Annotated in this window: 21 protein-coding genes; 7 read left to right on the top strand and 14 right to left on the bottom strand. The window is 58.3% G+C overall.

The window, feature by feature from the left end:
- Positions 1 to 134: 134 nt before the first annotated feature.
- Positions 135 to 3,581: a transcription-repair coupling factor gene (gene mfd / locus G6041_RS07525; RefSeq protein ID WP_012125066.1), complete on the bottom strand. Its 3,447-nt coding sequence runs from the start codon at positions 3,579 to 3,581 to the stop codon at positions 135 to 137.
- Between the two features lie 140 nt (positions 3,582 to 3,721).
- On the opposite strand from mfd, the gene lolC reads away from it, so the two are divergent.
- From lolC to cobB, 5 genes are read left to right on the top strand one after another with little or no spacing between them, the layout of a single operon-like run.
- Entirely contained in the window at positions 3,722 to 4,921 is a 1,200-nt protein-coding gene (gene lolC, locus G6041_RS07520) for a lipoprotein-releasing ABC transporter permease subunit LolC (RefSeq protein WP_004385172.1), read from the top strand.
- Positions 4,914 to 5,618, top strand: a complete 705-nt coding sequence (gene lolD / locus G6041_RS07515) for a lipoprotein-releasing ABC transporter ATP-binding protein LolD (protein ID WP_007769521.1) — start codon at positions 4,914 to 4,916, stop codon at positions 5,616 to 5,618. The genes lolC and lolD overlap by 8 nt, the downstream gene beginning before the upstream one ends.
- The gene (gene lolE, locus G6041_RS07510; protein ID WP_004385170.1) at positions 5,618 to 6,862 is read left to right on the top strand and encodes a lipoprotein-releasing ABC transporter permease subunit LolE; all 1,245 of its coding nucleotides are present in this window, start codon (positions 5,618 to 5,620) and stop codon (positions 6,860 to 6,862) included. The genes lolD and lolE overlap by 1 nt, the downstream gene beginning before the upstream one ends.
- A gap of 15 nt (positions 6,863 to 6,877) precedes the next feature.
- The gene (gene nagK / locus G6041_RS07505) at positions 6,878 to 7,798 is read left to right on the top strand and encodes an N-acetylglucosamine kinase (protein WP_012125064.1); all 921 of its coding nucleotides are present in this window, start codon (positions 6,878 to 6,880) and stop codon (positions 7,796 to 7,798) included.
- A 1-nt stretch (position 7,799) separates the two neighbouring features.
- Complete coding sequence (gene cobB, locus G6041_RS07500; RefSeq protein ID WP_007849324.1) at positions 7,800 to 8,624, top strand: Sir2 family NAD+-dependent deacetylase; 825 nt, start codon at positions 7,800 to 7,802, stop codon at positions 8,622 to 8,624.
- Between the two features lie 224 nt (positions 8,625 to 8,848).
- Here the strand turns inward: cobB and potD are convergent, their stop codons facing one another.
- From potD to potA, 4 genes are read right to left on the bottom strand one after another with little or no spacing between them, the layout of a single operon-like run.
- Positions 8,849 to 9,895, bottom strand: a complete 1,047-nt coding sequence (gene potD, locus G6041_RS07495) for a spermidine/putrescine ABC transporter substrate-binding protein PotD (RefSeq protein WP_004387334.1) — start codon at positions 9,893 to 9,895, stop codon at positions 8,849 to 8,851.
- Positions 9,892 to 10,704 (bottom strand): spermidine/putrescine ABC transporter permease PotC, encoded by an 813-nt coding sequence (potC, locus tag G6041_RS07490; RefSeq protein WP_012125063.1) that lies wholly within the window; start codon positions 10,702 to 10,704, stop codon positions 9,892 to 9,894. The genes potD and potC overlap by 4 nt, the downstream gene beginning before the upstream one ends.
- Complete coding sequence (potB, locus tag G6041_RS07485) at positions 10,701 to 11,558, bottom strand: spermidine/putrescine ABC transporter permease PotB (RefSeq protein ID WP_012125062.1); 858 nt, start codon at positions 11,556 to 11,558, stop codon at positions 10,701 to 10,703. The genes potC and potB overlap by 4 nt, the downstream gene beginning before the upstream one ends.
- Positions 11,542 to 12,690, bottom strand: coding sequence for a spermidine/putrescine ABC transporter ATP-binding protein PotA (gene potA / locus G6041_RS07480; RefSeq protein WP_041460533.1), 1,149 nt, complete (start codon positions 12,688 to 12,690; stop codon positions 11,542 to 11,544). The genes potB and potA overlap by 17 nt, the downstream gene beginning before the upstream one ends.
- Before the next feature lie 287 nt (positions 12,691 to 12,977).
- On the opposite strand from potA, the gene pepT reads away from it, so the two are divergent.
- Positions 12,978 to 14,207, top strand: coding sequence for a peptidase T (gene pepT, locus G6041_RS07475; protein ID WP_041460532.1), 1,230 nt, complete (start codon positions 12,978 to 12,980; stop codon positions 14,205 to 14,207).
- 284 nt (positions 14,208 to 14,491) lie between these two features.
- Here pepT and G6041_RS07470 read toward each other — a convergent pair whose 3' ends face one another.
- From G6041_RS07470 to rluE, 9 genes are all read right to left on the bottom strand, one after another.
- A complete protein-coding gene (locus G6041_RS07470) occupies positions 14,492 to 15,613 on the bottom strand; it encodes a ribosomal protein uL16 3-hydroxylase (protein ID WP_012125059.1) in 1,122 nt (373 codons plus the stop codon).
- A gap of 49 nt (positions 15,614 to 15,662) precedes the next feature.
- Positions 15,663 to 17,168 carry a two-component system sensor histidine kinase PhoQ gene (phoQ, locus tag G6041_RS07465; protein WP_012125058.1) on the bottom strand — a complete coding sequence of 502 codons (1,506 nt, stop codon included), beginning with the start codon at positions 17,166 to 17,168 and terminating at the stop codon, positions 15,663 to 15,665.
- Entirely contained in the window at positions 17,169 to 17,840 is a 672-nt protein-coding gene (gene phoP / locus G6041_RS07460) for a two-component system response regulator PhoP (protein ID WP_012125057.1), read from the bottom strand. It abuts the gene before it with no gap.
- Between the two features lie 154 nt (positions 17,841 to 17,994).
- A complete protein-coding gene (gene purB, locus G6041_RS07455; RefSeq protein WP_084999214.1) occupies positions 17,995 to 19,365 on the bottom strand; it encodes an adenylosuccinate lyase in 1,371 nt (456 codons plus the stop codon).
- 17 nt (positions 19,366 to 19,382) lie between these two features.
- Positions 19,383 to 20,012 carry a high frequency lysogenization protein HflD gene (gene hflD / locus G6041_RS07450; protein WP_012125056.1) on the bottom strand — a complete coding sequence of 210 codons (630 nt, stop codon included), beginning with the start codon at positions 20,010 to 20,012 and terminating at the stop codon, positions 19,383 to 19,385.
- Between the two features lie 54 nt (positions 20,013 to 20,066).
- Positions 20,067 to 21,176, bottom strand: a complete 1,110-nt coding sequence (gene mnmA, locus G6041_RS07445; RefSeq protein WP_012125055.1) for a tRNA 2-thiouridine(34) synthase MnmA — start codon at positions 21,174 to 21,176, stop codon at positions 20,067 to 20,069.
- Positions 21,177 to 21,365: 189 nt separating this feature from the next.
- Entirely contained in the window at positions 21,366 to 23,315 is a 1,950-nt protein-coding gene (locus G6041_RS07440) for a methyl-accepting chemotaxis protein (RefSeq protein WP_012125054.1), read from the bottom strand.
- A 268-nt stretch (positions 23,316 to 23,583) separates the two neighbouring features.
- Positions 23,584 to 24,033 (bottom strand): NUDIX hydrolase, encoded by a 450-nt coding sequence (locus G6041_RS07435; protein ID WP_004387964.1) that lies wholly within the window; start codon positions 24,031 to 24,033, stop codon positions 23,584 to 23,586.
- 10 nt (positions 24,034 to 24,043) lie between these two features.
- Positions 24,044 to 24,700, bottom strand: coding sequence for a 23S rRNA pseudouridine(2457) synthase RluE (rluE, locus tag G6041_RS07430; protein WP_012125053.1), 657 nt, complete (start codon positions 24,698 to 24,700; stop codon positions 24,044 to 24,046).
- A 115-nt stretch (positions 24,701 to 24,815) separates the two neighbouring features.
- On the opposite strand from rluE, the gene icd reads away from it, so the two are divergent.
- Positions 24,816 to 26,066, top strand: a complete 1,251-nt coding sequence (gene icd, locus G6041_RS07425) for an NADP-dependent isocitrate dehydrogenase (protein WP_012125052.1) — start codon at positions 24,816 to 24,818, stop codon at positions 26,064 to 26,066.
- Positions 26,067 to 26,149: the final 83 nt, after the last annotated feature.

Below are 26,149 nucleotides of genomic sequence, written 5' to 3'. Positions count from 1 at the left end.
TTACAGATCCCAAAGGCGGAGAAGTTTTTGTAATACATAGATAAAGAGAGAAGTATGGCGGGGCTTCGTCCAGGGAAACCCTGGACGATTGCAAAGGATTGTAAAGTTACGCCCCGCGCGGGGGCGTCAAGGATTTAAGGCAGCGAGTGTTCGGCGAGTTGCGCCATAAACTGACGCACCCATTCCATTCGGGTTTTCCGCTCTTCCAGCTCGCGGAAAAATTTCAGGCGCGTCGGCCCGTCAAGGCGGTAATGCTGTGGCTCTTTTTGCAGCAGGCCGATAAGCCAGCCCGGATCGACATGATTTTTCTCGGCAAACTCAATGGTGCCGCCTTTCTCGTTAGCCTCAATTTTACGCACGCCAAGCTTCTGCGCCTGCTGGCGCAGGGCCGCGATATCCAGCAGATTGCGCGCCGGGTCCGGCAGCAGGCCAAAGCGGTCGATAAGCTCCACTTTGATCTCTTCAAGCTCCTGCTCTTTTTTGGCGCTGGCGATGCGCTTATAGAACGACAGGCGCGTGTTCACATCCGGGATAAACGCCTCCGGCAGTAGCGACGGCATCCGCAGCTCCACTTCCGTCTGCTGACTGGTGAGATCTTCAAGCGACGGCTCGCGCCCGGCTTTCAGCGCGTCCACCGCGTTTTCCAGAAGCTCCATATAGAGCGAGAAGCCGATGGTTTCCATCTGTCCGCTCTGATCTTCACCCAGCAGCTCGCCCGCGCCGCGAATCTCCAGATCGTGCGTCGCCAGCGCAAAGCCCGCGCCGAGATCTTCCAGCGACGCGATCGCCTCCAGACGCTTCTGCGCGTCGGTGGTCATCGCCTTCGGTGGCGGCGTCAGCAGCCATGCATACGCCTGATGATGCGAACGTCCGACGCGGCCGCGCAGCTGGTGCAACTGTGCGAGACCAAAATGATCGGCGCGCTCGATGATAATGGTATTGGCGGTCGGAATATCGATGCCGGTTTCGATGATCGTGGTGCACACCAGCACGTTAAAGCGCTGGTGATGGAAATCGTTCATCACCCGTTCAAGCTCGCGCTCGCGCATCTGGCCGTGACCGATGGCGATGCGCGCCTCCGGCACCAGATTCGCCAGCCGCTCGGCGGCCTTCTGGATATTCTCGACATCATTGTAGAGGTAATAGACCTGACCACCGCGCAGCACTTCACGCAGGATGGCCTCGCGCACTACCAGATTGTCATACTCGCGCACGAAGGTTTTCACCGCCAGACGACGCGCGGGCGGCGTGGCGATAATCGACAGGTCACGCATGCCGCTCATCGCCATGTTCAGCGTGCGCGGAATAGGCGTCGCGGTGAGCGTCAGAATATCCACATCGGCGCGCATCGCTTTAATGCGCTCTTTGTGGCGCACCCCGAAGCGGTGTTCTTCATCGACGATCAAAAGACCGAGATCTTTCATTTTGACGTCGCTCTGCAACAGCTTGTGGGTGCCGATAAGAATATCGACTTTGCCTTCAGCGGCCTGTTCCAGCACCTGCGCCTGCTCTTTGGCGCTGCGAAAGCGCGACAGTAACTCAATGCGCACCGGCCAGTTGGCGAAGCGATCGCGGAAGTTGTCGTAATGCTGCTGGGCCAGAAGCGTGGTCGGCACCAGCACCGCCACCTGTTTATTGTTCTCGACCGCCAGGAACGCCGCGCGCATCGCGACTTCGGTTTTACCGAAGCCCACGTCGCCGCACACCAGACGATCCATTGCCAGCGGCTGGCACATATCGCTCAGCACTGCGTTAATCGCCTGCGCCTGATCGGGCGTAGTTTCAAACGGAAACCCTTCGCAGAAGAGCTGATACTGCTCTTTGTCATGCTTAAAGGCGAAACCGGATTTCGCGGCGCGCTGGGCGTAGATATCCAGCAGCTCCGCCGCCACGTCGCGCACTTTTTCCGCCGCTTTCTGGCGCGCTTTCGACCACGCGTCGCCGCCAAGCTTGTGCAGCGGCGCGTTCTCTTCGGCACCGCCTGCGTAGCGGCTGATGAGATGCAGCGACGACACCGGCACATAGAGCTTCGCGTCGTTGGCATAGGTGAGCATCAGGTATTCCGCCGTGATGCCGCCTGCCTCAAGCGTCGTCAGCCCCGCGTAGCGGCCCACGCCATGCTCCAGATGCACCACCGGCTGGCCGGGGCGCAGCTCCGCCAGGTTGCGGATGAGCGTATCCGGGTTAATGGTGCGGCGGCTCTCCTGGCGACGGCGCGTGACGCGCTCGCCCAGCAGATCGCTCTCGCAAATAAACGCGCGCTGGCGCAGGGTATCGATAAATCCGCGCTCCGACGCGCCGATGCTCAGATAGCGCTCACCCGCCTGCGCCTCTTCAAGCCGCAGAAGGCGCTTCGGCATAACTTTAATGCGCGAAAGGAGTTCCGAGAGCGCCTCGCGGCGGCCCTCGCTTTCCACCGAGAAAATCACCGGGCCGGTGAAAGTCTCCAGAAAACGGCGCAGGCTGTCGAGCGGCGATTTCTGCTGCGCCTGCACGGCGATATCCGGCAGCGGCTGGTAGCCCAGATTGGTATTGGCGGCTTTATCGGCCAGCGCCTCGGTTTTCAGCTGCACGCGCGGCCAGGCTTTTAATTGCGCATGAAGTTCATCGGTGCGCAGCCAGAGCGCTTCCGGCGGCAACAGCGGGCGCATCGGGTCGACGCCGCGGTTCTCAAAGCGCGCCACGGCATCGGCCCAGAAGCGGTCGGCGCTCGCTTCCAGATCGCCCGTGCTCACCACCAGCGTGTTTTTCGGGAAATAGCTGAACAGCGGCGGCAGCGGCTCGCTAAAGAACAGCGGCTGCCAGTATTCAATACCCGCGGGCAGGGTGCCTTTGCTCACCTGCTGGTAGATATGCTCCGGGTCACGCTTGACCTCGAAACGGTCACGCCACTGGCTGCGGAAAAGCTCAATGGCCGCTTTGTCGGTCGGGAATTCGTGCGCCGGCAGCAAGTTAATCGCCTCAACCTCTTCCAGCGTGCGCTGGGTATCGACGTCAAACAGCCGCAGGCTGTCGATTTCGTCGTCGAAAAAGTCGATGCGGTAGGGTTGTTCGCTACCCATCGGGTAGAGATCGAGCAGCGCGCCGCGGGTGGCGTATTCGCCATGCGCCATCACCTGATCCACATGGCGATAGCCCGCCTGATCCAGCTGCGCGCGCAGAGTGTCGCGCGAAAGCTGCTGGCCTTTTTGCATCACCAGCGCGTGACCGTGCAGGAAGCTGTGCGGACAGACGCGCTGCATCAGCGTATTCACCGGCAGGATAAGCACGCCGCGCTGCATGCCAGGCAGCTGATAGAGCGTCGACAGGCGCGAGGAGATAATCTCCTGATGCGGCGAGAAGCTGTCATACGGCAGCGTCTCCCAGTCAGCCAGGTTCATCACCAGGCTTTCGGTAAATTGTTGAATTTCATCGTGCAGACGCAGGGCGGTTTGCATATCCGGCGCGATAAGCACCAGCGGGCCGGCATGGCGTTCCGCCATTTCCGCCACCTCAACGGCGCAGGCCGCGCCGGTCAGTTCACCCAGTTGACGCTGATCGCCCGCTTTGACGGGCAGAGAGTAACGATATTGTTCAGGCATAGAAGGCGAAGCGTGCTCCGGTTGTGCCGCTTGTCCGGGATAAAAACCCGGCGACAGAGTGGGTTAGTGGTTCCATAAATCAGATCTGGGCTTTATTATCGTTGATCACTTTGCATTAGCAACCGTACAAGACGGATTTCATGTATCAACCTGTCGCGTTATTTATCGGCCTGCGCTATATGCGCGGGCGTGCAGCAGACCGCTTCGGCCGTTTCGTCTCCTGGCTCTCCACTATCGGCATCACGCTCGGCGTGCTGGCGCTGGTGACTGTGCTCTCAGTGATGAATGGGTTCGAGCGAGAACTGCAAAACAACATTCTCGGGCTGATGCCGCAGGCGCTTATCAGTTCATCCAAAGGCTCTGTCAACCCGCAGCAACTGCCTGCCGACAGCCTCCACCTGCAGGGCGTTAACCGTATCGCGCCGCTGACCACCGGCGATGTGGTGCTGCAAAGCGCCCGCAGCGTGGCGGTCGGGGTGATGCTGGGGATTGACCCGGCGCAGCGCGACCCGCTGACGCCGTATCTGGTCAACGTCAACCAGCAGGCCCTGGCGGCCGGGAAATACAACATTATTCTCGGTGAGCAGCTTGCGGGCCAGCTTGGCGTGAAACGCGGCGACCAGCTGCGCCTGATGGTGCCGTCGGCCAGCCAGTTCACGCCGATGGGCCGCCTGCCGAGCCAGCGTCTCTTCACCGTTATCGGTACTTTCGCCGCCAACAGCGAAGTGGATGGCTATCAGATGCTGGTCAATATTCAGGACGCTTCACGCCTGATGCGCTACCCGGCAGGAAATATCACCGGCTGGCGACTGTGGCTGAATGAGCCGCTGAAAGTGGATACGCTGAGCCAGCAGACGTTACCGCCCGGCACGCAGTGGCAGGACTGGCGCGAGCGTAAAGGCGAGCTGTTCCAGGCCGTGCGCATGGAGAAAAACATGATGGGCCTGCTGCTAAGCCTGATTGTCGCCGTCGCCGCGTTTAACATCATTACGTCGCTCGGGCTGATGGTGATGGAGAAGCAGGGCGAGGTGGCTATCCTGCAAACCCAGGGGCTTACACGCCGTCAGATCATGGCGGTGTTTATGGTGCAGGGGGCAAGCGCGGGCGTTATCGGCGCGCTGTTTGGCGCGCTGCTGGGCGCGCTCCTTGCCAGCCAGTTGAATAATCTGATGCCGGTGATTGGCGCGTTTCTTGACGGCGCGGCGCTGCCGGTCGTTATCGAACCGTGGCAGGTCATCGGTATTGCGCTCTCGGCGATGGCCGTCGCGCTGTTGTCCACGCTTTATCCTTCCTGGCGCGCTGCCGCCACCGAACCCGCTGAGGCTTTACGTTATGAGTAATTCTGTGCTGTTACAGTGCGACAACCTGTGCAAACGCTACCAGGAAGGCAAAGTGCAAACGGATGTGTTGCACAACGTCAGCTTCAGCATCGACGCGGGCGAAATGATGGCGATTGTCGGCAGCTCCGGCTCCGGCAAAAGTACGCTCTTGCACCTGCTGGGCGGGCTGGATACGCCCACTTCCGGCGACGTGATTTTCAGCGGCCGGGCGCTGAGCACGCTCTCTTCTTCCGCCAAAGCGGAGCTGCGTAACCGCGAGTTGGGTTTTATCTACCAGTTCCACCATCTGCTGCCGGATTTCACCGCGATGGAAAACGTGGCGATGCCGCTGTTAATCGGCAAAGCGCCGAAGGCCGAGACCGAGCGCCGGGCGCTCGCGATGCTGGATGCCGTGGGCCTCGCGCACCGCAGCAACCACCGTCCGTCTGAGCTTTCCGGCGGCGAGCGCCAGCGTGTCGCTATCGCCCGCGCGCTGGTGAATAACCCGCGGCTGGTGCTGGCGGACGAACCGACCGGCAACCTCGACGCCCGCAACGCCGACAGCATTTTCGACCTGCTCGGCGAGCTGAATAAAACCCAGGGCACCGCCTTTCTGGTGGTGACGCACGATCTGCAACTGGCGAAGCGGCTTTCACGCCAGCTGGAGATGCGCGACGGGCACCTGAACCCTGAGCTGACCCTGATGGGGAGGGCGTAATGGCTTCCCCGTTATCGTTACTGATTGGTCTGCGCTTTAGCCGGGGACGCAGACGCAGCGGCATGGTGTCGCTTATCTCCGTTATTTCAACGATTGGCATCGCGCTTGGCGTGGCGGTGCTGATTGTGGGCTTAAGCGCCATGAACGGCTTTGAGCGTGAGCTGAACAATCGCATTCTGGCGGTCGTGCCGCATGGTGAAATCGAGCCGGTGGAGCAGCCGTGGCGCGGCTGGCAGGATGTTGTGACGCGCGTTGAGAAGGTCAACGGCATCGTCGCGGCGGCGCCATACGTCAACTTTACCGGGCTGGTGGAGAGCGGGGCGAACCTGCGCGCCATTCAGGTGAAAGGCGTTGACCCGGCGCAGGAGCAGCGTTTAAGCGCGCTGCCGCATTATGTGCAAAACAACGCCTGGCAGAGTTTTCAGGCGGGCAAACAGCAAATCATCATCGGTAAAGGTGTTGCGGATGCGCTGAAAGTGAAGCAGGGCGACTGGCTCTCCATCATGATCCCGAATTCTGACGCCGACCATAAGCTGTTGCAGCCCAAACGCGTGCGTTTGCAGGTAGCAGGTATTCTGCAACTGAGCGGCCAGCTCGATCACAGCTTTGCGATGGTGCCGCTGGCCGATGCGCAGGGCTATCTGAACCTCGGTGACAGTGTCACGGGCATCGCCATCAAGGTGAATGACGTCTTTAACGCGAATCAACTGGTGCGTGACGCGGGTCAGGTGACGGACGCCTATGTCTATATCAAAAGCTGGATCAACACCTACGGCTACATGTACCGCGATATCCAGATGATCCGCGCGATTATGTATCTGGCGATGGTGCTGGTGATTGGCGTCGCCTGCTTTAACATCGTTTCGACGCTGGTGATGGCGGTGAAAGATAAAAGCAGCGATATCGCGGTGCTGCGTACGCTCGGTGCGAAAGACGGGCTTATCCGTGCGATTTTCGTCTGGTACGGACTGCTCGCCGGGCTGCTCGGCTCGGTCAGCGGCGTGGTGGTGGGCGTGCTGGCGTCATGGCAGTTGACCGCTATCATTCACGGGATTGAAAAACTGATCGGCCATCATTTCCTCTCCGGCGATATCTATTTTATCGACTTCCTGCCATCGGAGCTGCACGCGCTCGACGTGGTCTATGTGCTGCTGACGGCGCTGGTGCTGAGCCTGCTGGCGAGCTGGTATCCGGCACGGCGCGCGAGCCGCATCGATCCGGCGCGGGTACTGAGCGGACAATAATTCAGGGAGCGGCGGATGTATTACGGGTTTGACATTGGCGGCAGCAAAATCGCCCTCGGGGTATACGATGACGCGCGGCGTCTGCAATGGCAAACCCGCGTCGCGACGCCGCATGACCGCTACGAGAACTTTCTCGATGCCATCAGCGCGCTGGTGGCAGAGGCTGACCGCCGCTTTGGCGGCGCGGGGTATGTCGGCGTTGGCATTCCCGGCATCCCGGAAACGGACGACGGCCTGCTGTATGCCGCCAATCTGCCCGCCGCCAGCGGCAGGGCGGTGAGGCGCGATCTCAGCGCGCGGCTCGGGCGCGACGTGCGTATCGATAACGACGCCAACTGTTTTGCGCTCTCCGAAGCGTGGGACGATGAGTTCAGCGCGTATCCTGTTGTGATGGGGCTTATCCTCGGCACCGGCGTCGGCGGCGGCGTGGTTGTCGATGGCAAACCGGTGACCGGACGCAGCTTTATCACGGGCGAATTCGGGCATATCCGGCTGCCGGTGGACGCGCTTGCGATCCTCGGGCGCGATATCCCACTCATCCGCTGCGGCTGCGGGCAACACGGCTGTATTGAGAATTATCTTTCCGGTCGGGGCTTTGCATGGCTCTGGCATCACTTCTACCATGAATCACTGGACGCGCCGCAAATCATCATGCGCTGGCAGCAGGGTGACACGCAGGCGCAGGCGCATGTTGAGCGCTATACCGACCTGCTGGCGGCCTGTGTCGCGAGCCTGTTGACCGTGCTGGACCCGCATCTGGTAGTGCTCGGCGGCGGGCTGTCGGGGTTTTCGTATCTGACAACGGCGCTTAGCGCGAAGCTGCCTGCGTATCTGCTGCCCGTGGCGAAAGTGCCGCGTATTGAGCAGGCGCGCCACGGCGACGCAGGTGGTATGCGCGGCGCGGCTTTTCTCCATCTCACACGCTCACGGAGTTGAAATGCAATCGCGTCGTCTGCACCGGCTGGGCCGGTTTCGAAGGAATAAACGTCGGCTGCGCGAGCGCTTGCGCCAGCGTATTTTTTTCCGGGACAGAATTATGACACCTGAAGTGATGAATAAACCTGTGGTAGTGGTCTTAACCGGGGCGGGGATCTCGGCGGAATCGGGCATTCGCACGTTCCGCGCCGCTGACGGCCTGTGGGAAGAGCATCGCGTGGAGGATGTGGCAACGCCGGAAGGGTTCGCGCGCAATCCGCAACTGGTGCAGGAGTTTTATAACGCCCGGCGCCGTCAGCTACAGCAGCCGGAGATCAAGCCTAACGCGGCGCATCTGGCGCTGGCGCGGCTCGAAGAGGCGCTCGGCGACCGTTTCTTACTGGTCACCCAGAATATCGATAACCTGCATGAGCGCGCGGGCAGCAAAAATGTGGTGCATATGCATGGCGAATTGCTGAAAGTGCGCTGTTCGCAGAGCGGGCAGGTGCTGGAGTGGACGGGCGACGTGACGCCTGGCGATAAGTGCCACTGTTGCCAGTTCCCCGCGCCGCTGCGCCCGCACGTGGTGTGGTTCGGCGAGATGCCGCTCGGGATGGACAGTATTTATGAGGCACTCGCGCGCGCCGATGTGTTTATCGCCATCGGCACCTCCGGGCACGTTTATCCGGCAGCCGGATTCGTGCATGAAGCGAAGCTTCAGGGCGCGCATACCGTGGAGCTGAACCTGGAGCCAAGCCAGGTCGGCAGCGAGTTCGAAGAGAAGCATTACGGGCTGGCAAGCCAGGTGGTGCCGGAGTATGTCGAGAAGCTGTTGAAAGGGCTTTGACGGCAGGGATGTCAGAGGGAAACGGCGGGTGCGCTTCGCTTACCCGCCCTACACAGAACATTAACCGATTTTCGTAGGGTGGGTAAGCGAAGCGCACCCACCATGTAACGTCACATTTCCGGATCGTAGGGTGGGTAAGCGAAGCGCACCCACCATGTAACGCTACATTTCCGGATCGTAGGGTGGGTAAGCGAAGCGCACCCACCTTTTCACCACAATGAAACTTACCGTCCCGCCTTTAACTTCTGGTAATACGACTCGTAAATCGCGCTGGCGTCGCCGACATCGTTCTGCCATTCGCCTTTCTTGATGGTGGCTTCGTCCGGATAGAGCGACTTATCTTCCGCCACCTCTTTCTTCAGAAGCTTACGGGCCGCCAGGTTCGGCGTCGGGTAACCGATCGTCTCTGCGACCTGTTTTGCCACATCCGGACGCAGCAGGAAGTTAATCAGCTTATGCGCGCCTTCAACATTCTTCGCATTCGCCGGAATAGCGAGGCTGTCCATCCAGAAGATCCCGCCTTCTTTCGGCCAGACGACATCCAGCGGCGCGCCCGCCTGACGAGCGACCCACGCGGAGCCGTTCCACACCATACCGAGATTCACTTCGCCTTCCAGATACGGGTTCGCCGGGTTATCGGAGTTAAACGCCGCCACGTTTGGCATCAGCTTTTTCAGCTCGTTATAGGCCGCTTCAATCTCTTTCGGATCGGTGGTATTGCCGGAAAGCCCGAGCTTACGCAGCGCCATCTGGAACACTTCGCGCGCATCGTCGGTCAACAGCAGGCTGCCTTTGTATTCCGGCTTCCAGAGATCGGCCCAGGAGGTCACGCTTTTCGGATCGATGGCGTCGCTGTTCACGCCAATCGCCGTCGCGCCCCAGATGTAGGGAATGGAGTAGTCGTTATTCGGATCGAAAGGCTTATTCAGCATCGCCGGATCCAGATTGTGAAAATTCGACAGCTTGCTCTTGTCGATCTTCTGGATCATCCCTTCTTTGCGCATCTTGTCGACAAAGTAGGTGGACGGCACCACGAGATCGTAGGCGCCCTGCTGGTAGGTCTTCAGCTTGGCGTACATGGTTTCATTCGATTCATAGGTCGAATAGATAACCTTAATGCCCGTCTCCTTCGTGAACTGCTCAAGCAGGCCCGGCGGCACATACTCGGTCCAGTTGTAGAAATAGAGCGTATTTTTGTCATCAGCATGCGCGGCGCTCATGCCGAACGCCAGAGCACCCGCAGCAAGCAGGTGGCGTGACCATTTTTTCATTTTACGTCCCCTGGATTTAAGGCCTGGCGAGGCAGGCTTTTCGTTTTATCGCGAAGCATCAGCTGGCTTGCCAGTACGAGAACCAGCGACAGCATCAGCAGAATGGTGGCGAGCGCGTTCACTTCCGGCGACACGCCCACTTTAACCATCGAGTAAATTTTCAGCGGCAGGATTTCATAGCCCGGCCCCGTCACGAACGACGACACCACCACGTCATCCATCGACAGCGTAAAGCTCAGCAGCCAGCCCGCAGCCACCGCCGGCATCGCCAGCGGCAGAATGATTTTGCGCAGAATCGTAATTTCGCTGGCGCCCAGATCGCGCGCCGCTTCAAGCATTCGCACGTCAAAGCCTTTCAGCCGTGAATAGACGGTCACGACCACAAACGGCAGGCAGAAGGTGATGTGCGAGAACAGCAGCGACCAGAAGCCAAGCTGAATGCCCACCAGCATAAAAAGCACCAGCAGGGAAATCGCCATCACGATATCGGGCGACATCATCACCACAAACAGCATGCCGCTGACAAACGGTTTGCCGCGAAAACGGTAGCGGTAGAGCGCGACCGCCGTCAGCGCGCCGATAATGGTCGCGAACGTGGCGGAGAACACCGCCATCGTCAGCGAGTGTTGCGCGGCCTGTAACAGGCTGTCGTTATTCATCAGCAGGCTGTACCAGTTGGTGGTAAAGCCCTGCCAGTTAATGCCGAAACGCGAGCTGTTGAACGAGTTCACAATCAGAATCACGATCGGGATATAAAGATAAGCGTAAATGGCGGTCATAAAACCGCCGCGCAGCAGGCGACCGATCATTCCAGTTCCACCTTCTTGTTAAGCAGGCGCGCGGCGCGCCAGTACACCAGCAGCATCAGCCCCATTACCAGCGTCAGCGTAATGCTGGTGGCCGCGCCAAACGGCCAGTCGCGGATATTCAGGAACTGGCTCTTGATAACGTTGCCGATAAGCAGGTTTTTCGCGCCACCCATCAGATCGGAGACATAAAACAGCCCCATCGCGGGCAGCATCACCAGCAGACACCCGGCGATAATGCCGGGCATCGTCAGCGGCAGAATGATGCGCACAAAGGTTTGCAGTTTGCTGGCCCCGAGATCTTTCGCGGCTTCGAGCAGCGGCTTATCGAGCTTCTCGATGCTGGAGTAGAGCGGCATCACCATAAACGGCAGCAGAATATAGACCAGGCCGATAATCACCGCGGATGGCGTGTACATAATGCGCATCGGGGTGTCGATGACGCCAAGCCACAGCAGAAACTCGTTCAGATAGCCGCGCGTGCTGAGAAACAGCTTGAGGCCGTAAATCCGGATAAGCGAGTTTGTCCAGAACGGCACTATCAGCAAAAACAGCAGCAGCGGGCGCACTTTCGCGGGCAGTTTCGCCAGAAACCACGCAAACGGGTAACCCAGCACCAGACACGCCAGCGTCGCCTGCAGCGCCATATTCAGCGAGTGCAGCAGCACCTGAAAGTAGAGCGGGTCGAGCAGGCGCGCGTAGTTATCCAGCGTAAAGACCAGGCTTACGAAATGCGCGTCGTCACGGGTGAGAAAGCTGGTGGCGATGATCATCAGGTTGGGCAGAAAGACAAACAGCACCAGCCAGCCGACGCTGGTGGCGATCACCACATTCTGGAATTTACGCGAGCTCTTCATCGGCCAGCACCACCTCCCAGCTCTCCACCCAGGTCACGGCCATTTTCTGATCGAGCGAGTGGTCAAAATCGGGGTCGTCTTCGTTAAAGAATTCGCTGACCAGGACGATTTTGCCGTTTTCCAGCTCAACGACCGACTCCAGCGTCATGCCTTTATAGTTGCGCTCGCGCACAAAGCCTATCAGGCCGTCGGCCTCGCCGTCGCCGTTAATCTCTTCAACGCGCAGATCTTCCGGGCGCAGCAGGACGTTAAGTTTCTGGCCCGCCGTCACCGGAAAGGCGACATACAGCACGCATTCGCGGCCTTCCACATTTGCGCGCACGCGCTGCGCGTCGATACGCTCAATGACGGTGGCGTCAAAGATATTGATTTCGCCGATAAAGCTCGCCACAAACAGGTTTTTGGGTTCTTCGTAAATTTCGCGCGGCGTGCCGTCCTGCTCGATGCGCCCGTCGCGCATCACCACGATGCGATCGGACATCGTCAGCGCTTCTTCCTGATCGTGCGTCACGAACACAAACGTAATACCCAGCTTGCGTTGCAGCGCTTTCAGCTCGTTCTGCATCTGTTTGCGCAGTTTATAGTCGAGCGCCGAGAGGGATTCATCAAGCAGCAGCAGGCGGGGTTTATTGACCACGGCGCGGGCGATCGCCACGCGTTGCTGCTGGCCGCCGGAAAGTTGATGCGGTTTGCGCTGGGCAAATTCCTCAAGCTGCACCATCTTTAAAGCATCCATCACGCGCGGCGTTATCTCAGCGGTGGGTGTTTTTTGCATCCGCAGGCCAAACGCGACGTTCTCAAACACCGTCATATGCGGAAACAGGGCGTAGCTCTGGAAAACGGTATTGACGTGGCGATGCTCGGCGGGAACGTCGGTGATGTCTTGTGAATCGAGCGTGATCCGCCCGGCGTCGGCGTTCTCAAGGCCTGCGATAAGGCGCAGCACGGTGGTTTTACCGCAGCCGGAGGGGCCGAGGAGCGTGAGGAATTCACCATGATTGATGGTCAGTGAGAAATCAGAAATGACGGTTTTACCATCAAAGCTTTTCCCGATATCCGCCAGTTGCAGAAGCGGGGAAAGCGAGCGCGGCTGTGTATTCAATTTTTTGACTCTGTCCCGTAAAAAACGCATCAAGAAGAAACCGGATGCGGGGTTTGTGATGAACCACCTTTGGGTCTGGCACGTGATAAGGGCAGGCATTCTACGGCAAACCATTGAAATCGCCAATGCCACAGACGCTTTCCTGCCGGTTTCGCGTGGTTTTCCACGTTTTCTGTCACGTCAGGCGCATGAAGAAGGAGATACCCCCTTTTTCCCCGCAGGATTATTCCTCTTCGCCGGGCGAAAGGTGACCTGAAACAATATTTGTCTTTTAATGCTTAATGATAATAACGTCACAAAATAACAGGGGTGAGAACATGGATAAATTACTCGAACGTTTCCTGCAATATGTCACTATGGATACCCAGTCACGGGCCGGGGTGAAGCATGTTCCCAGCACCGAAAGCCAGTGGAAGCTGTTAAATCTGCTGAAGAACCAGATGGAAGAACTGGGCATGGTTAACGTGTCGCTAAGTGAACACGGCACGTTGATGGGCACGCTGCCCGCCAACGTGGATAAACCCGTCCCGCCCATCGGATTCATTTCTCATGTCGATACCTCGCCAGATTTCACCGCGAAAAACGTGAACCCGCAAATCGTTGAAAACTACCGCGGCGGGGATATCGCGCTCGGCACCGGCGAAGAGATCCTTTCACCGGTGATGTTTCCGGTGCTCCATCAGTTGCTCGGCCACACGCTTATCACCACTGACGGCAAAACGCTGTTAGGCGCGGATGACAAAGCGGGTGTCGCAGAGATCATGACCGCCATGGCGACGCTTTCGCAGAAAAACATTCCCCACGGCGATATCCGCGTGGCCTTTACGCCGGATGAAGAGGTGGGCAAGGGGGCGAAGTATTTTGACGTTGAAGCGTTTGATGCGTGCTGGGCGTACACCATGGACGGCAGCGGTATCGGCGAGCTGGAGTATGAGAATTTCAACGCGGCCTCGGTGACCATCAAAATTGTTGGCAACAACGTGCACCCCGGCAGCGCCAAAGGCGTGATGGTGAACGCGCTGTCGCTCGCCGCGCGCATTCACGCGCTGGTGCCTGCCGACGAAAGCCCGGAGTGCACCGAAGGGTACGAGGGGTTTTATCATCTGCACACCATGAAAGGCTCGGTGGATCGTGCCGAGATGCATTACATCATCCGCGATTTCGACCGTGAGAATTTTGAAGCGCGCAAGCGCCGCATGATGGATATCGCGAAACAGGTCGGTAAGGGGCTGCACCCGGATTGTTATATTGAGCTGGCCATCGAGGACAGCTATTACAATATGAGCGAGAAGGTGGCGGAACATCCGCATATCATCGAGATTGCGCGTCAGGCGATTGTCGATTGCGGTATGGAGCCGCAGTTAAAGCCGATTCGCGGCGGCACCGACGGTGCGCAGCTGTCGTTTATGGGGCTGCCGTGCCCGAACATTTTCACCGGCGGGTACAATTATCACGGCAAACATGAGTTTGCGACGCTGGAAGGAATGGAAAAAGCGGTGCAGGTGATTGTACGTATCGCCGAATTAACCGCACAGCGGGAGGCGTAAAGGCGTAAAAGAGGCGGGTGCGCTGCGCTTACCCGCCCTACAAATTCAGGGATCATGTATGTAGGGTGGGTAAGCGGAGCGCACCCACCATTCACATCAAATCCATCGCGTTATGTGGTAGGGTGGGTAAGCGGAGCGCACCCACCATTCACATCAAACCCATCGTGTTATGTCGTAGGGTGGGTAAGCGAAGCGCACCCACCATTGACATCAAACCCTTCGAGTTATGTCGTAGGGTGGGTAAGCGAAGCGCACCCACCGCGATACCCGCGATAACCGACGCCTTACTCCGCAAAATACCAGTACCCGCTGTTCACCAGCGCGGCCAGCATTGCCAGAAACGACGGATCTTCCAGCGCGTCGCCGAACATCGCGTCATTCAGCACCACTTCATTGGCGAGCTGATGCAGCGCCGGGCGGTGCGGTGAGTCAATCTTCTCGCCGTTCACAAAGACGTCCTCGCCGATACGCAACACGCGCAAACCGCCGAGACGTACCAGCGTATCCCCTTGCTTCAGCGCGTCGTAAATTTCATCCGGCTGGTACGGCGGCTCCGGCGGCGACACATCCAGCTCGTGACGCGACTGGGTGATAAACTCACCAAACCACTCATTGAAATTATCCGGGTCGCGGATCAGATCCAGCATCATGTCGCGCAGCTTTTCGACTTCCGCAGGCACAATGTCTGCCGGACATTCGCGTGCGGGCACATCCGGATCGCTGTAACGATGGCTGCCGAGCTCACGCTGCAACACATAATCGGCGAACCCGCTGATAAGCTCGCGACCGCTCGGTGCGCGAAAGCCTACGGAATAGTTCATCGAGTTTTCCAGCGAATAGCCTTCGTGCGGGAATCCCGGCGGAATATAGAGAATATCGCCCGGCTCCAGCTCTTCGTCGATCAGCGCTTCAAACGGCGCGACCTGCAGCAGATCCGGGTGCGGGCAGTGCTGTTTCATCGGCACTTTTTCGCCCACGCGCCAGCGGCGACGGCCAACGCCCTGGATAATAAACACATCGTATTGATCAAGATGCGGGCCAACGCCGCCACCCGGCACCGAAAAGGAGATCATCAGATCGTCAATACGCCAGTCCGGCAGGGCGCGGAACGGGCGCATCAGCGCGGCGCTCGGCTCGTGCCAGTTATTAACCGCCTGCACCAGCAGCGACCAGTTGGTTTCGCCTAAATGATCGTAGCTCTGGAACGGGCCGTGGCTCACGTCCCATTTGCCGTCCTGATGACTGACCAGGCGGCTGTCCACCTCGTTCTCCATCGCAAGACCGGCCAGTTCGTCCGGGGAGAGCGGGTCGACAAAATTCTTAATGCCGCGCTTTAACACCACCGGGCGTTTTTGCCAGTAGCGTTCAATGAAATCGGGCCAGTTTATCTCTACGTGGTAGTCCATATTGTATTCCGCAGGCTCTGAAGATGAGTCGGATTATAACGGACGCGCGTCACTCTGCGTGGTTGTCTGACAGGTTTTTTCGAAGCGTTGCGGAAGATTCGCCCACCGGCGGCTGCTGACGGGCGAAAATCACTTCCATGCGGGCGCCGCCAAGCGCGCTGGTGCTGGTAAGGATCTGCCCGTTATATTGCTCCACCACTTCACGGGCGACCGACAGCCCAACGCCCTGGCCTGGGCGCAGCGTATCGGCCCGCTGACCGCGATCAAACACCAGCGCGCGTTTGCTTTCAGGAATACCCGGCCCGTCATCTTCCACCACCAGGTGCAGCGTGTCATCCGCCACCCGCGCGGTCACTTCGACAAACTCCAGACAATATTTGCAGGCGTTATCCAGCACGTTGCCCATCACTTCGAGAAAATCGTTTTTCTCGCCGATAAAGACAAGTTCCGGCGAAATATCGAGCGTGATGCTGACGCCTTTGCGCTGGTAGACCTTATTCAGCGCCGAGGTGAGGTTATCCAGGAGAGACGCCACCGGGTGCAGTTCGCGGCTCAGCAGCATATTGCCGCTGCGCATACTGGCGCGATGCAAATAGTAGCCTATCTGCTGTGAAATACGGCTTATCTGCTCCAGCATCACCGGCTCGGCCTGTTCCACATCCGTTTTGCCGGTACGCAACGATCGCAGTGTGCTCTGGAGCACCGACAGCGGCGTTTTCAGGCTGTGGGTGAGATCGGTGAGCGTTGTGCGGTATTTCTCGTAGCGCTCGCGCTCGCTTTTCAGCAGCCGGTTGAGATTATGCACAAGGCTCGTCAGTTCGCGGGTGGTGTAGGGGTTCAGTTGTTCACGATGGTGCTCTTCCAGTTCGCGCACTTCGCGCGCCAGCGCTTCTATGGGGCGCAGGCTCCACCAGGCGGCGAGCCACAGGAGCGGGATCACCAGCAGCAGATTCGCCGCCAGCACATAGATAAACCAGTTCCAGACGCTCCATGAGCTTTTCAGCTCGTCAGGAATGGTGTCTACCACCACGACCGTCAGCGCGGGCATATTGGTGGTCGCCGGATAGACATTGACCGCGACCGAGTGCGTGGTTTCGTCGTTTTTATCCGGGTCGTAATCATTAAGCCGCTTTTGCAGCGCCCGGTTTGCGCCCAGCAGCAGGCGCGAATCGCTAAAGCGCGTCTCCAGTTCGTGAAAACCGTTCGCGTTGAGCCACTCAGGGCGAATCGCCTTCATCAGGCGCGGCACATCGCGCTGCGACCAGAGCAGTTTGCCTTTTTCGTTATAGATAAAGGTCAGCGTCGGGCTCTGCCTGTCGATATGGTCGGGGATCTCAACGGTGAGTTTGCCGTTTTCGAAACGGGCAAGGGTATAGAAGAGATTGCTCTCACCGCGCAGCAGTCTGAAGGTGGTTTTATCGAAACTGACGCTGTAACCCACCAGCGCCACCACGCCGTAGGCGAGCGAGAGCACCAGCACCACCGCCGCGGTCGCGAGTAAAAAGCGCACCCGCAGCGAGAGCGGGAGAAAGTGGCGCAGGACGTTTTTTTTCATTTAGCGCAGATCGAACCGGTAACCCTGGCCGCGCACTGTCGTGATCGCCTCGCCAGGGTATTCCGCCTGGATTTTTTTACGCAGACGGCCCATCAGCACGTCAATGGTATGGCTTTCGCGAAGCTCCGCATCCGGGTAGAGCTGGAGCATCAGCGAGTCTTTGCTGACAACCTTGCCCGCGTTGCGGATAAGCGTCTCCATAATGGTGTATTCGAAGGCGGTCAGGCGGATCAGATTATCGTTGATGGTCACTTCCCGGCGCGAGAGATCCACCACGAACGGCGGCATAGAGATCACCTGCGAAGCGAGCCCGCTGTTGCGGCGCAAAAGCGCCTGCATTCTCGCCACCACTTCTTCGATGTGAAACGGCTTGGTGACGTAATCATCGGCACCGGCGCCCAGCACTTCAACTTTATCCTGCCAGCCCTCACGAGCGGTGAGTACAAGAACAGGCAGCGAAATTTCACTGGCGCGCCAGCGGCGGATAAGGCTCAGCCCGTCTTCATCCGGCAGGCCCAGATCGACAATCGCCACGTCCGGCAGGTGTTCATTCAGGTAATAATCCGCTTCTTTGGCATCTTCCGCCGCATCCACCTGATGGCCAAGCTCCGAGAGCTGCACTTTCAGGTGATGCCGCAGTAAGGCGTTATCCTCGACGACCAGCACGCGCATCCGGGGTCCCCTTATCCATCAAATATATAAATAGTTTAACGCCAATTATTACTGAAAGGGCATAAACATTGGATAAACCAGCGAGGCATCAACAGGCAGACGGAAAAGGCGAGGGGAGAAGGCAGCGCGCCACCCGCAGGTGGCGCGCAGAGGCTTATTTCAGGTCATCAACCATCTGGATGGCGCGGCCGATGTAATTGGCCGGCGTCATCGCTTTCAGACGGGTTTTTTCGTCTTCCGGCAGTTCAAGGCTGTCGATGAACTGCTTCATGCCTTCGGCGTCGACGCGTTTACCGCGGGTCAGCTCTTTGAGCTTCTCATACGGCTTCTCAATGCCGTAGCGGCGCATCACGGTCTGAATCGGCTCGGCCAGTACTTCCCAGTTGTTGTCGAGCTCAGCCAGCAGGCGATCGCGGTTCACTTCCAGCTTGCTCACGCCTTTCAGCGTCGACTGATACGCGATGAGCGAATAACCGACGCCGACGCCCAGGTTACGCAGAACGGTGGAGTCGGTGAGGTCGCGCTGCCAGCGGGAGACCGGCAGTTTGCTCGCCAGATGTTGCAGCACGGCGTTCGCAAGCCCCAGGTTGCCTTCGGAGTTTTCGAAGTCAATCGGGTTGACCTTATGCGGCATGGTGGAAGAGCCGATTTCACCGGCGATGGTTTTCTGTTTGAAGTGGTTCAGCGCAATGTAACCCCAGACGTCGCGGTCGAAGTCGATAAGGATGGTATTAAAGCGCGCCATGCAGTCAAACAGCTCAGCGATATAGTCGTGCGGCTCAATCTGGGTGGTGTACGGGTTCCACTGGATGCCGAGCGAGGTCACAAACTCCTCGCTGAACTGGTGCCAGTCCACTTCCGGGTATGCAGCGATGTGGGCGTTATAGTTACCCACCGCGCCGTTGATTTTACCGAGGATCTCGACCTGCTGCAGTTGACGGTACTGGCGCTCCATACGGTACGCGACGTTCGCCATCTCTTTGCCCATGGTGGACGGCGTGGCTGGCTGGCCGTGCGTGCGGGAGAGCAGCGGGATATCACGGTACTGGTGCGCCACATCTTTCACCGCGTCAATAATGTTGCGCCAGAACGGCAGAATCACTTCTTCGCGCGCGGTGGAGAGCATCAGCGCGTGGGAGAGGTTGTTGATGTCCTCTGACGTACAGGCGAAGTGGATAAACTCAGACACCGCGTGCAGCGCCGGAACGTCAGCCACCTTTTCCTTCAGGAAATACTCAACCGCTTTGACGTCGTGGTTGGTGGTGCGCTCGATGGTCTTAATGCGCGCCGCGTCTTCTTCGCTAAAGCCTGCGACAATCGCATCGAGGAAATCGTTTGCGTTTTTGTCAAAAGCAGGAACTTCCTTGATCGCTGCGTGTGCGGCCAGCTTTTGCAGCCAGCGTACTTCAACCTGTACGCGGAATTTCAGCAGGCCAAATTCGCTGAAAATGGCGCGCAGCGCGCTGACTTTGTCGCCGTAGCGTCCATCAACGGGGGAAACGGCGGTCAGTGAGGATAATTCCATCAGTCACTCCTGAGAGGTTAACATTGAGCAAGAATTTGTTTCGCCTGGGTGGTCAGACGATTACGGGAAAACATCAGTTGCAGGCGTCCGCCGCCGACCTGCTGCCAGAGCACCGCGGCGCGGATACCGGCGAGCAGCGTGGCGCGAACTTTCGCCTGGATCTGCGGGCTTTGCAGCACGTTGGGCGAGCCGTTGACCTGAATACGCGGGCCGAGCGGGCTAATCACATCCACATAAATGCCGGCCATCGCGCTCATCAGCGTATCGGATTCCAGCTCGAAATGCTCAAGCTGGCGGCTTAAATCCGCGATGCGATTGCCAAGCGTATTCATCGCGCCTTTGCTGGCGGCAAGTTTACGCTCCAGCACCATCAGGCTTAACGTGTAGCGCGTCAGTTCTGCGCCGAGGCCCTGACGGCTGCTGGTGTTCAGCATGCCAAGCAGCGTCTCGAGACCGATTTTCAGCCCGGCTTCGCGGCCGCCGAAAACGTCAAGCGTCGACGCCGGGTTCTGATCAATCACGCTTTTAAGCGAGACGTGCAGGGCCTCGCTGTCACACGTGCCCTCATGCGCGAGCGACTGAACCAGACGCGCCGACTGGCAGATACCCGCCAGCGCAAGGGTGATGTCGTAGAAGTTCTTTGCCACACAGACTCCTTTTTATCGCGGCTGTTATTCATGGCCGCGCACGCGGCATCAGGCTTAAACCGGCAGCGGCAGGCGCTGTTCGATAATACCGCCGCCCAGGCACACTTCGCCGAGATAAAACACGGCGGATTGTCCCGGCGTGACCGCGGCGACCGGCTCGTCAAACACCACTTCGATGCGATCGTCATCCAGCGGACGGACGGTGCAGGGAATATCGGCCTGACGGTAGCGCGTTTTCACGGAGCAGGTAAACGGCGCGGTGACCGGCTCGCGATCGACCCAGTGCAGTTGCTGTGCGATAAGACCGACTGACATCAGGCGCGGATGATCGTGGCCCTGAGCGACAATCAGAATATTGTTTTCGACGTCTTTATCCACCACGTACCACGGCTCTTCGCCGCCGTCTTTGGTGCCGCCGATGCCAAGCCCTTTGCGCTGGCCGAGCGTGTGATACATCAGACCCTGATGCTCGCCGATAGTATCGCCGTCAACGGTGACGATTTTACCCGGCTGGGCAGGCAGATAGCGGCCGAGGAATTCGCGAAACTTACGCTCGCCGATAAAGCAGATGCCGGTGGAATCTTTTTTCTTTGCCGTCACCAGATCTAACTCTTCGGCAATGCGGCGCACTTCCGGTTTTTCCAGCTCGCCGACCGGGAACAGGCTTTGGGCGACCTGATCGTGGCCGAGCGTATAGAGGAAATAGCTCTGGTCTTTATTGCCATCAAGCCCGCGCAGCAGGCGGCTTTTGCCGTCCACATCGGCGCGACGCACATAGTGGCCGGTCGCGATATAATCCGCGCCGAGATCTTCGGCCGCGAATTCGAGAAAGGCTTTAAATTTGATCTCTTTGTTGCAGAGGATATCCGGGTTTGGCGTGCGTCCGGCTTTATATTCCGCCAGGAAATGCTCAAACACGTTATCCCAGTATTCCGCCGCGAAGTTCACGGTATGCAGCTCAATGCCGAGCTTATCGCACACCGCCTGGGCGTCTGCGAGGTCGGATGCGGCCGTGCAATAATCCTCGCCGTCATCCTCTTCCCAGTTCTTCATAAAGAGACCTTCCACCTGGTAGCCCTGCTGTTGCAGTAACCATGCGGAAACGGAGGAATCGACGCCGCCGGACATGCCGACGATGACTTTTTTCTGGCTGTTATCAGACATTGCACCACTCACGACTTAAAACAAAGGCGGCGTATTCTAGCACGCGCTGGCGGCGCAAACACCCCCTGAGCGCGCCGGGTTTGCCTACGGGCGTGAAGAAAAGGGCTTAACGGCAAGAATTGCGATGCGCGGGTGCGTATAAAAACAGGGGGAAAAGAGGCGGGGGCGCATCGGCCCCCGCGAGTGGGATCAGGCGTAACTTTCCTGAAGACTAAACTGCTCGACGGTCTGCGCCAGCTGCTGCGCCTGCTCTTCGAGCGAACTGGCCGCTGCCGCCATCTGCTGCACCAGCGCGGCGTTCTGCTGCGTCACGCCGTCCATTTCGTTCACGGCGATCGTCACCTGACTGATGCCTTTCGACTGCTCATCCGAAGCGCTGACAATCTCCCCGATAATGGTCTGCACGGAATGCACCGCCTGGGTCATCTCCTGCATGGTTTTGCCGGCGTCGTTCACCAGTTGTACGCCGTTCGCCACGCGCTGGCCCGACTCTTCAATCAGCGCCGCAATCTCTTTCACCGCGTTGGCGCTGCGCTGCGCCAGGCTTCGGACTTCGCTTGCCACCACCGCGAAGCCGCGGCCCTGTTCACCCGCGCGCGCCGCCTCTACCGCCGCGTTGAGCGCCAGGATATTGGTCTGGAACGCGATACTGTTAATCATCGTGGTGATATCGCTGATTTTCTTCGAGCTGTCGTCGATCTGCGCCATCGTCTGTACCACCTGGCCGACCAGCGTTTCGCCGCGGCTGGCGATTTGCGTGGCGTTGGCGGTCAGTTCCGTCGCGTGATGGGCGTTGGCGGCGTTGTGTTTCACGGTCGCGCTGATCTGCTCCATGCTGGCGGCGGTCTGCTCCAGCGCGGCTGCCTGTTCTTCGGTGCGCGACGAAAGGTTAATGTTGCCGCTGACGATTTCGCCCGCGCCCTGACGCACGGAGTCGCTCGCCTCTTTGATCTGCCCGACAATGCCGCGCAGCTGCGCCTGCATAGTGTGAAGGGCGTAGAACAGGCTGCCGCGATCGCCCGGTTTAACGTCAATCGCGTTATCGAGCTTGCCATCGGCCACCGCCAGCGCAATGGTCGCGGCTTCCAGCGGTTCGCCGCCGAGAGGCCGGAGCACTTTGCGGCTAAAGACGATACCGAGCAGCGCGCTCACCAGCAGAATGCTCACCACCATAAGAATAATGGCGTTCATTAACTGGCGGTTCGCGGCGGCCATCACCTGGCTTACTGGTGCCACAATGCCGAGATACCATTTATCCGTGCTATTACCGATGGTGACAGGCTGCCAGGTGACCAGCGCTTTTTCGCCAAGAATCGGATCGTCCTGCTCAACCACGCTAGTGGTATAACCGGCGGTATCGCCAGGGAACGGTTTGCTGGTTAGCTTTTTATCCGGGTAGGAGACGATTTTGCCTGCCGTTGAAAGCAGCATGGCATAACCGCCGCCTTCCCAGGGTTTAATCTGATTCACTTTTTGCTGAAGCGACGCCAGCGAAATATCGGATGTCACCACGCCCTTAAGCTGACCGTCGGAGACAATCGGGGCCGCCACCGAGGTCAGCAGCGTCGGCACGCCGTTATAGGCGTAGCTGTAGGGTTCAATCAGCGTATCTTTCTGGGTTTTCTGCGGGATCAGGTAGTAGTCGCCCTGGCCCGGCGTCAGGTAGGAGAGCAGGGGGTGAAACTGGTAATTACCCGACTGACCGTGGTCGACGAAAAAGGCGTAACGGCCTTTCGGCGCCTGGCCGGGTTTGCCGTCAAACTCGGCGTCGCGACCGTCAAAAGCGTTTTCTTCAAAGATGACGGAAATCGAGAGGTAATTTGGGTTATCGCGCAGCGCGCCTTCGAGCAGTTGATCGGCGACTTTACGGTCAGTGATACCGGCGCGGGGCAGGGACGCCATGCTGTGCCCAAGGTTATGCGCCACATCGCGCGCGTAGTTGAGCTCCTGTTGGATTTTCAGCGCTTCGCTCTGGGCAATCTGGCGTAAATAGCTCTCCGCCAGGGATTTTTGTTCGTTGCTGGATTGCCAGCTCAGCACGCCGATGGTGACGACAAACCCCAGCGTGATGGTTAATGCGCCCGTCAGCAGCATCTGTGCGCGGGTACTCATCTTTTTATGAACGGATTGTCTGGCCATCACGGCTCCTCAGGATCAACCACGAAAAATCATTACTTTCCCTTCGCTACGAGCCTCCTGGTCAATCTCTTATCGGCGTCGATTTTTTGTTCTTTAATGGCATAAAAAGCGAAATGACTGGTGGAAAAACGGGCGATTTAGCGTTTGTCTGGCGGAGGAAAGGGCGAGGCAGTAGTCAGAATGGCAGATAGTGCTGAGTGTAGCGGATGGCGGCAGCAGGTTAAGCTGCCGTTAAAAGTTTCAGTGCGAAACAAATAGTGCGGTGAAGTTAACGCTGCGGCCAGTTAAACGCGCCAATCAGCGAGAGCGGATAACGCTCGCCGCGCTGCCAGGTGCGAATGCTTTCGGCCACCAGCGGAGAGCGCAGGTTGGTCGCCGAAAGAATTTCCTCAGCGCTCACCCAGCGGCAGAGGTCGATATCACTGTCGTGCGGTTCGGTCGGCAGCGGCGCGTCGAGCTCAATACTGAACAGAAAGCGCAAAAACGGCGTGTTGTCAGGTGCCAGCCACTGGTGCAGACGCAGAAAATGCTGCGGTTCGGCGCGGATACCGGTCTCTTCCCACAGTTCGCGGCGCGCGGCTTCCACCAGCGTTTCGTCGGCTTCGAGATGGCCGGCGGGCTGGTTCCAGAGCGCTTTGCCATTAATGGTCTCTTCCACGACGAGGAATTTGCCCTGCGCGTGTACCACGCAGGCGACGGTGACATGGGGTTTGAACATCCGGTTCTCCTTATTTGAGCGGAACGTCTCGCCACTGGCCGCAGGCCAGAGAATCAAGAGTATAGTCGCCCATCGCGTAACGAATCAGCCGGAGCGTCGGGAAGCCCACGTGTGCCGTCATGCGCCGCACCTGGCGGTTACGCCCTTCATAAAGGGTGATTTTAAGCCAGCTGGTGGGAATCGATTTACGCTCGCGAATTGGCGGATTACGCGGCCACAGCCAGGCAGGTTCTTCAACGCGCTCAACGCCCGCCGGAAGCGTTGGGCCGTCGTTCAGCGTCACGCCACTGCGCAATTGCGCCAGCGCCGCTTCCGTCGGCTCGCCTTCCACCTGCACAAAATAGATTTTGCCGGTGCGTTTGCCGGGCTGGGTTAGTTTAGCCTGTAACGCGCCGTCGTTGGTCAGCACCAGTAACCCTTCGCTGTCGCGATCGAGACGGCCCGCGGCATAGACGCCCGCCACCGGAATAAAATCCTTCAGCGTCTGGCGGCCTGCCTCGTCGGTAAACTGCGGCAGCACATCATAAGGTTTATTAAAGAGGATCAGCCGTTTCGGGCCTTCGGGTTTGCGGCGCTTAGCGGAATGTTGTGAGCTGAATCGCTCAAGCCGGTGATTTCTATAAGAAGTTTTCTGCATACTATTTTCAGGCTTTATCAATTGCCGCATTATACCCTATTCATAAGGGCGTGGCATGGGGCAGAACATTCAGGTAGTATTATCACGCCTATTACAAATCATTAACATAATGAGTCACAACCAGAAGCGCTCGAAGGAGAGGTGAATGGAAAGCAAAGTAGTAGTTCCGGCGGAAGGTGCAAAGATCACAGCGCAAAACGGCAAGCTGAATGTCCCCCACAACCCGATCATCCCGTTCATTGAAGGCGACGGTATCGGTGTGGACGTGACGCCGGCGATGCTGAAAGTGGTCGACGCCGCGGTTGAGAAAGCCTACAAAGGCGAGCGTAAAATTTCCTGGATGGAAATTTACACCGGTGAGAAATCTACCCAGCTTTACGGCCAGGATGTCTGGCTGCCCCAGGAAACCCTGGATCTGATTCGTAAATATCGCGTTGCCATCAAAGGCCCGCTGACTACCCCGGTTGGCGGCGGTATTCGCTCCCTCAACGTTGCCCTGCGCCAGGAGCTGGACCTTTACGTCTGCCTGCGTCCGGTACGTTACTACCAAGGCACCCCAAGCCCGGTTAAACACCCGGAACTGACCGACATGGTTATCTTCCGTGAAAACTCTGAAGACATCTACGCGGGTATCGAGTGGAAAGCCGACTCCGCTGACGCTGAGAAAGTGATCAAATTCCTGCGCGAAGAGATGAACGTGAAGAAAATCCGCTTCCCGGAACATTGCGGCATCGGCATCAAGCCGTGTTCTGAAGAAGGCACCAAACGCCTGGTGCGCGCGGCCATTGAATACGCCATCACCAACGATCGCGAATCCGTGACCCTGGTGCATAAAGGCAACATCATGAAATTCACCGAAGGCGCGTTTAAAGACTGGGGCTACCAGCTGGCGCGTGAAGAGTTCGGCGGCGAGCTTATCGACGGCGGTCCGTGGGTGAAAATCAAGAACCCGAACAACGGCAAAGAGATCGTTGTGAAAGACGTTATCGCCGACGCCTTCCTGCAGCAGATCCTGCTGCGTCCGGCGGAATATGACGTTATCGCCTGTATGAACCTGAATGGCGACTACATCTCTGACGCCCTGGCGGCGCAGGTTGGCGGCATCGGCATCGCGCCGGGCGCGAACATCGGTGACGAGTGCGCGCTGTTTGAAGCGACCCACGGCACCGCGCCGAAATACGCAGGCCAGGACAAAGTGAACCCGGGCTCTATCATTCTCTCAGCTGAGATGATGCTGCGTCATATGGGATGGTTCGAAGCGGCTGACCTGATTGTTAAAGGCATGGAAGGCGCGATCAACAATAAGACCGTGACCTATGACTTCGAGCGTCTGATGGAAGGCGCTAAACTGCTGAAATGTTCAGAGTTTGGCGACGCGATCATCGCGAACATGTAATCCGCCTGGCGGGTTAAAGAAGAACGGGAGCCTGATGGTTCCCGTTTTTATTATTAGCTTTCGAACGGTTATCAAAATTTTAT

The organism is Cronobacter sp. HA18003, assembly GCF_011605905.1.
In the GTDB taxonomy this organism is placed as follows: Bacteria; Pseudomonadota; Gammaproteobacteria; order Enterobacterales; family Enterobacteriaceae; genus Cronobacter; species Cronobacter sakazakii.
This window is presented reverse-complemented; position numbering and strand designations above follow the sequence as displayed.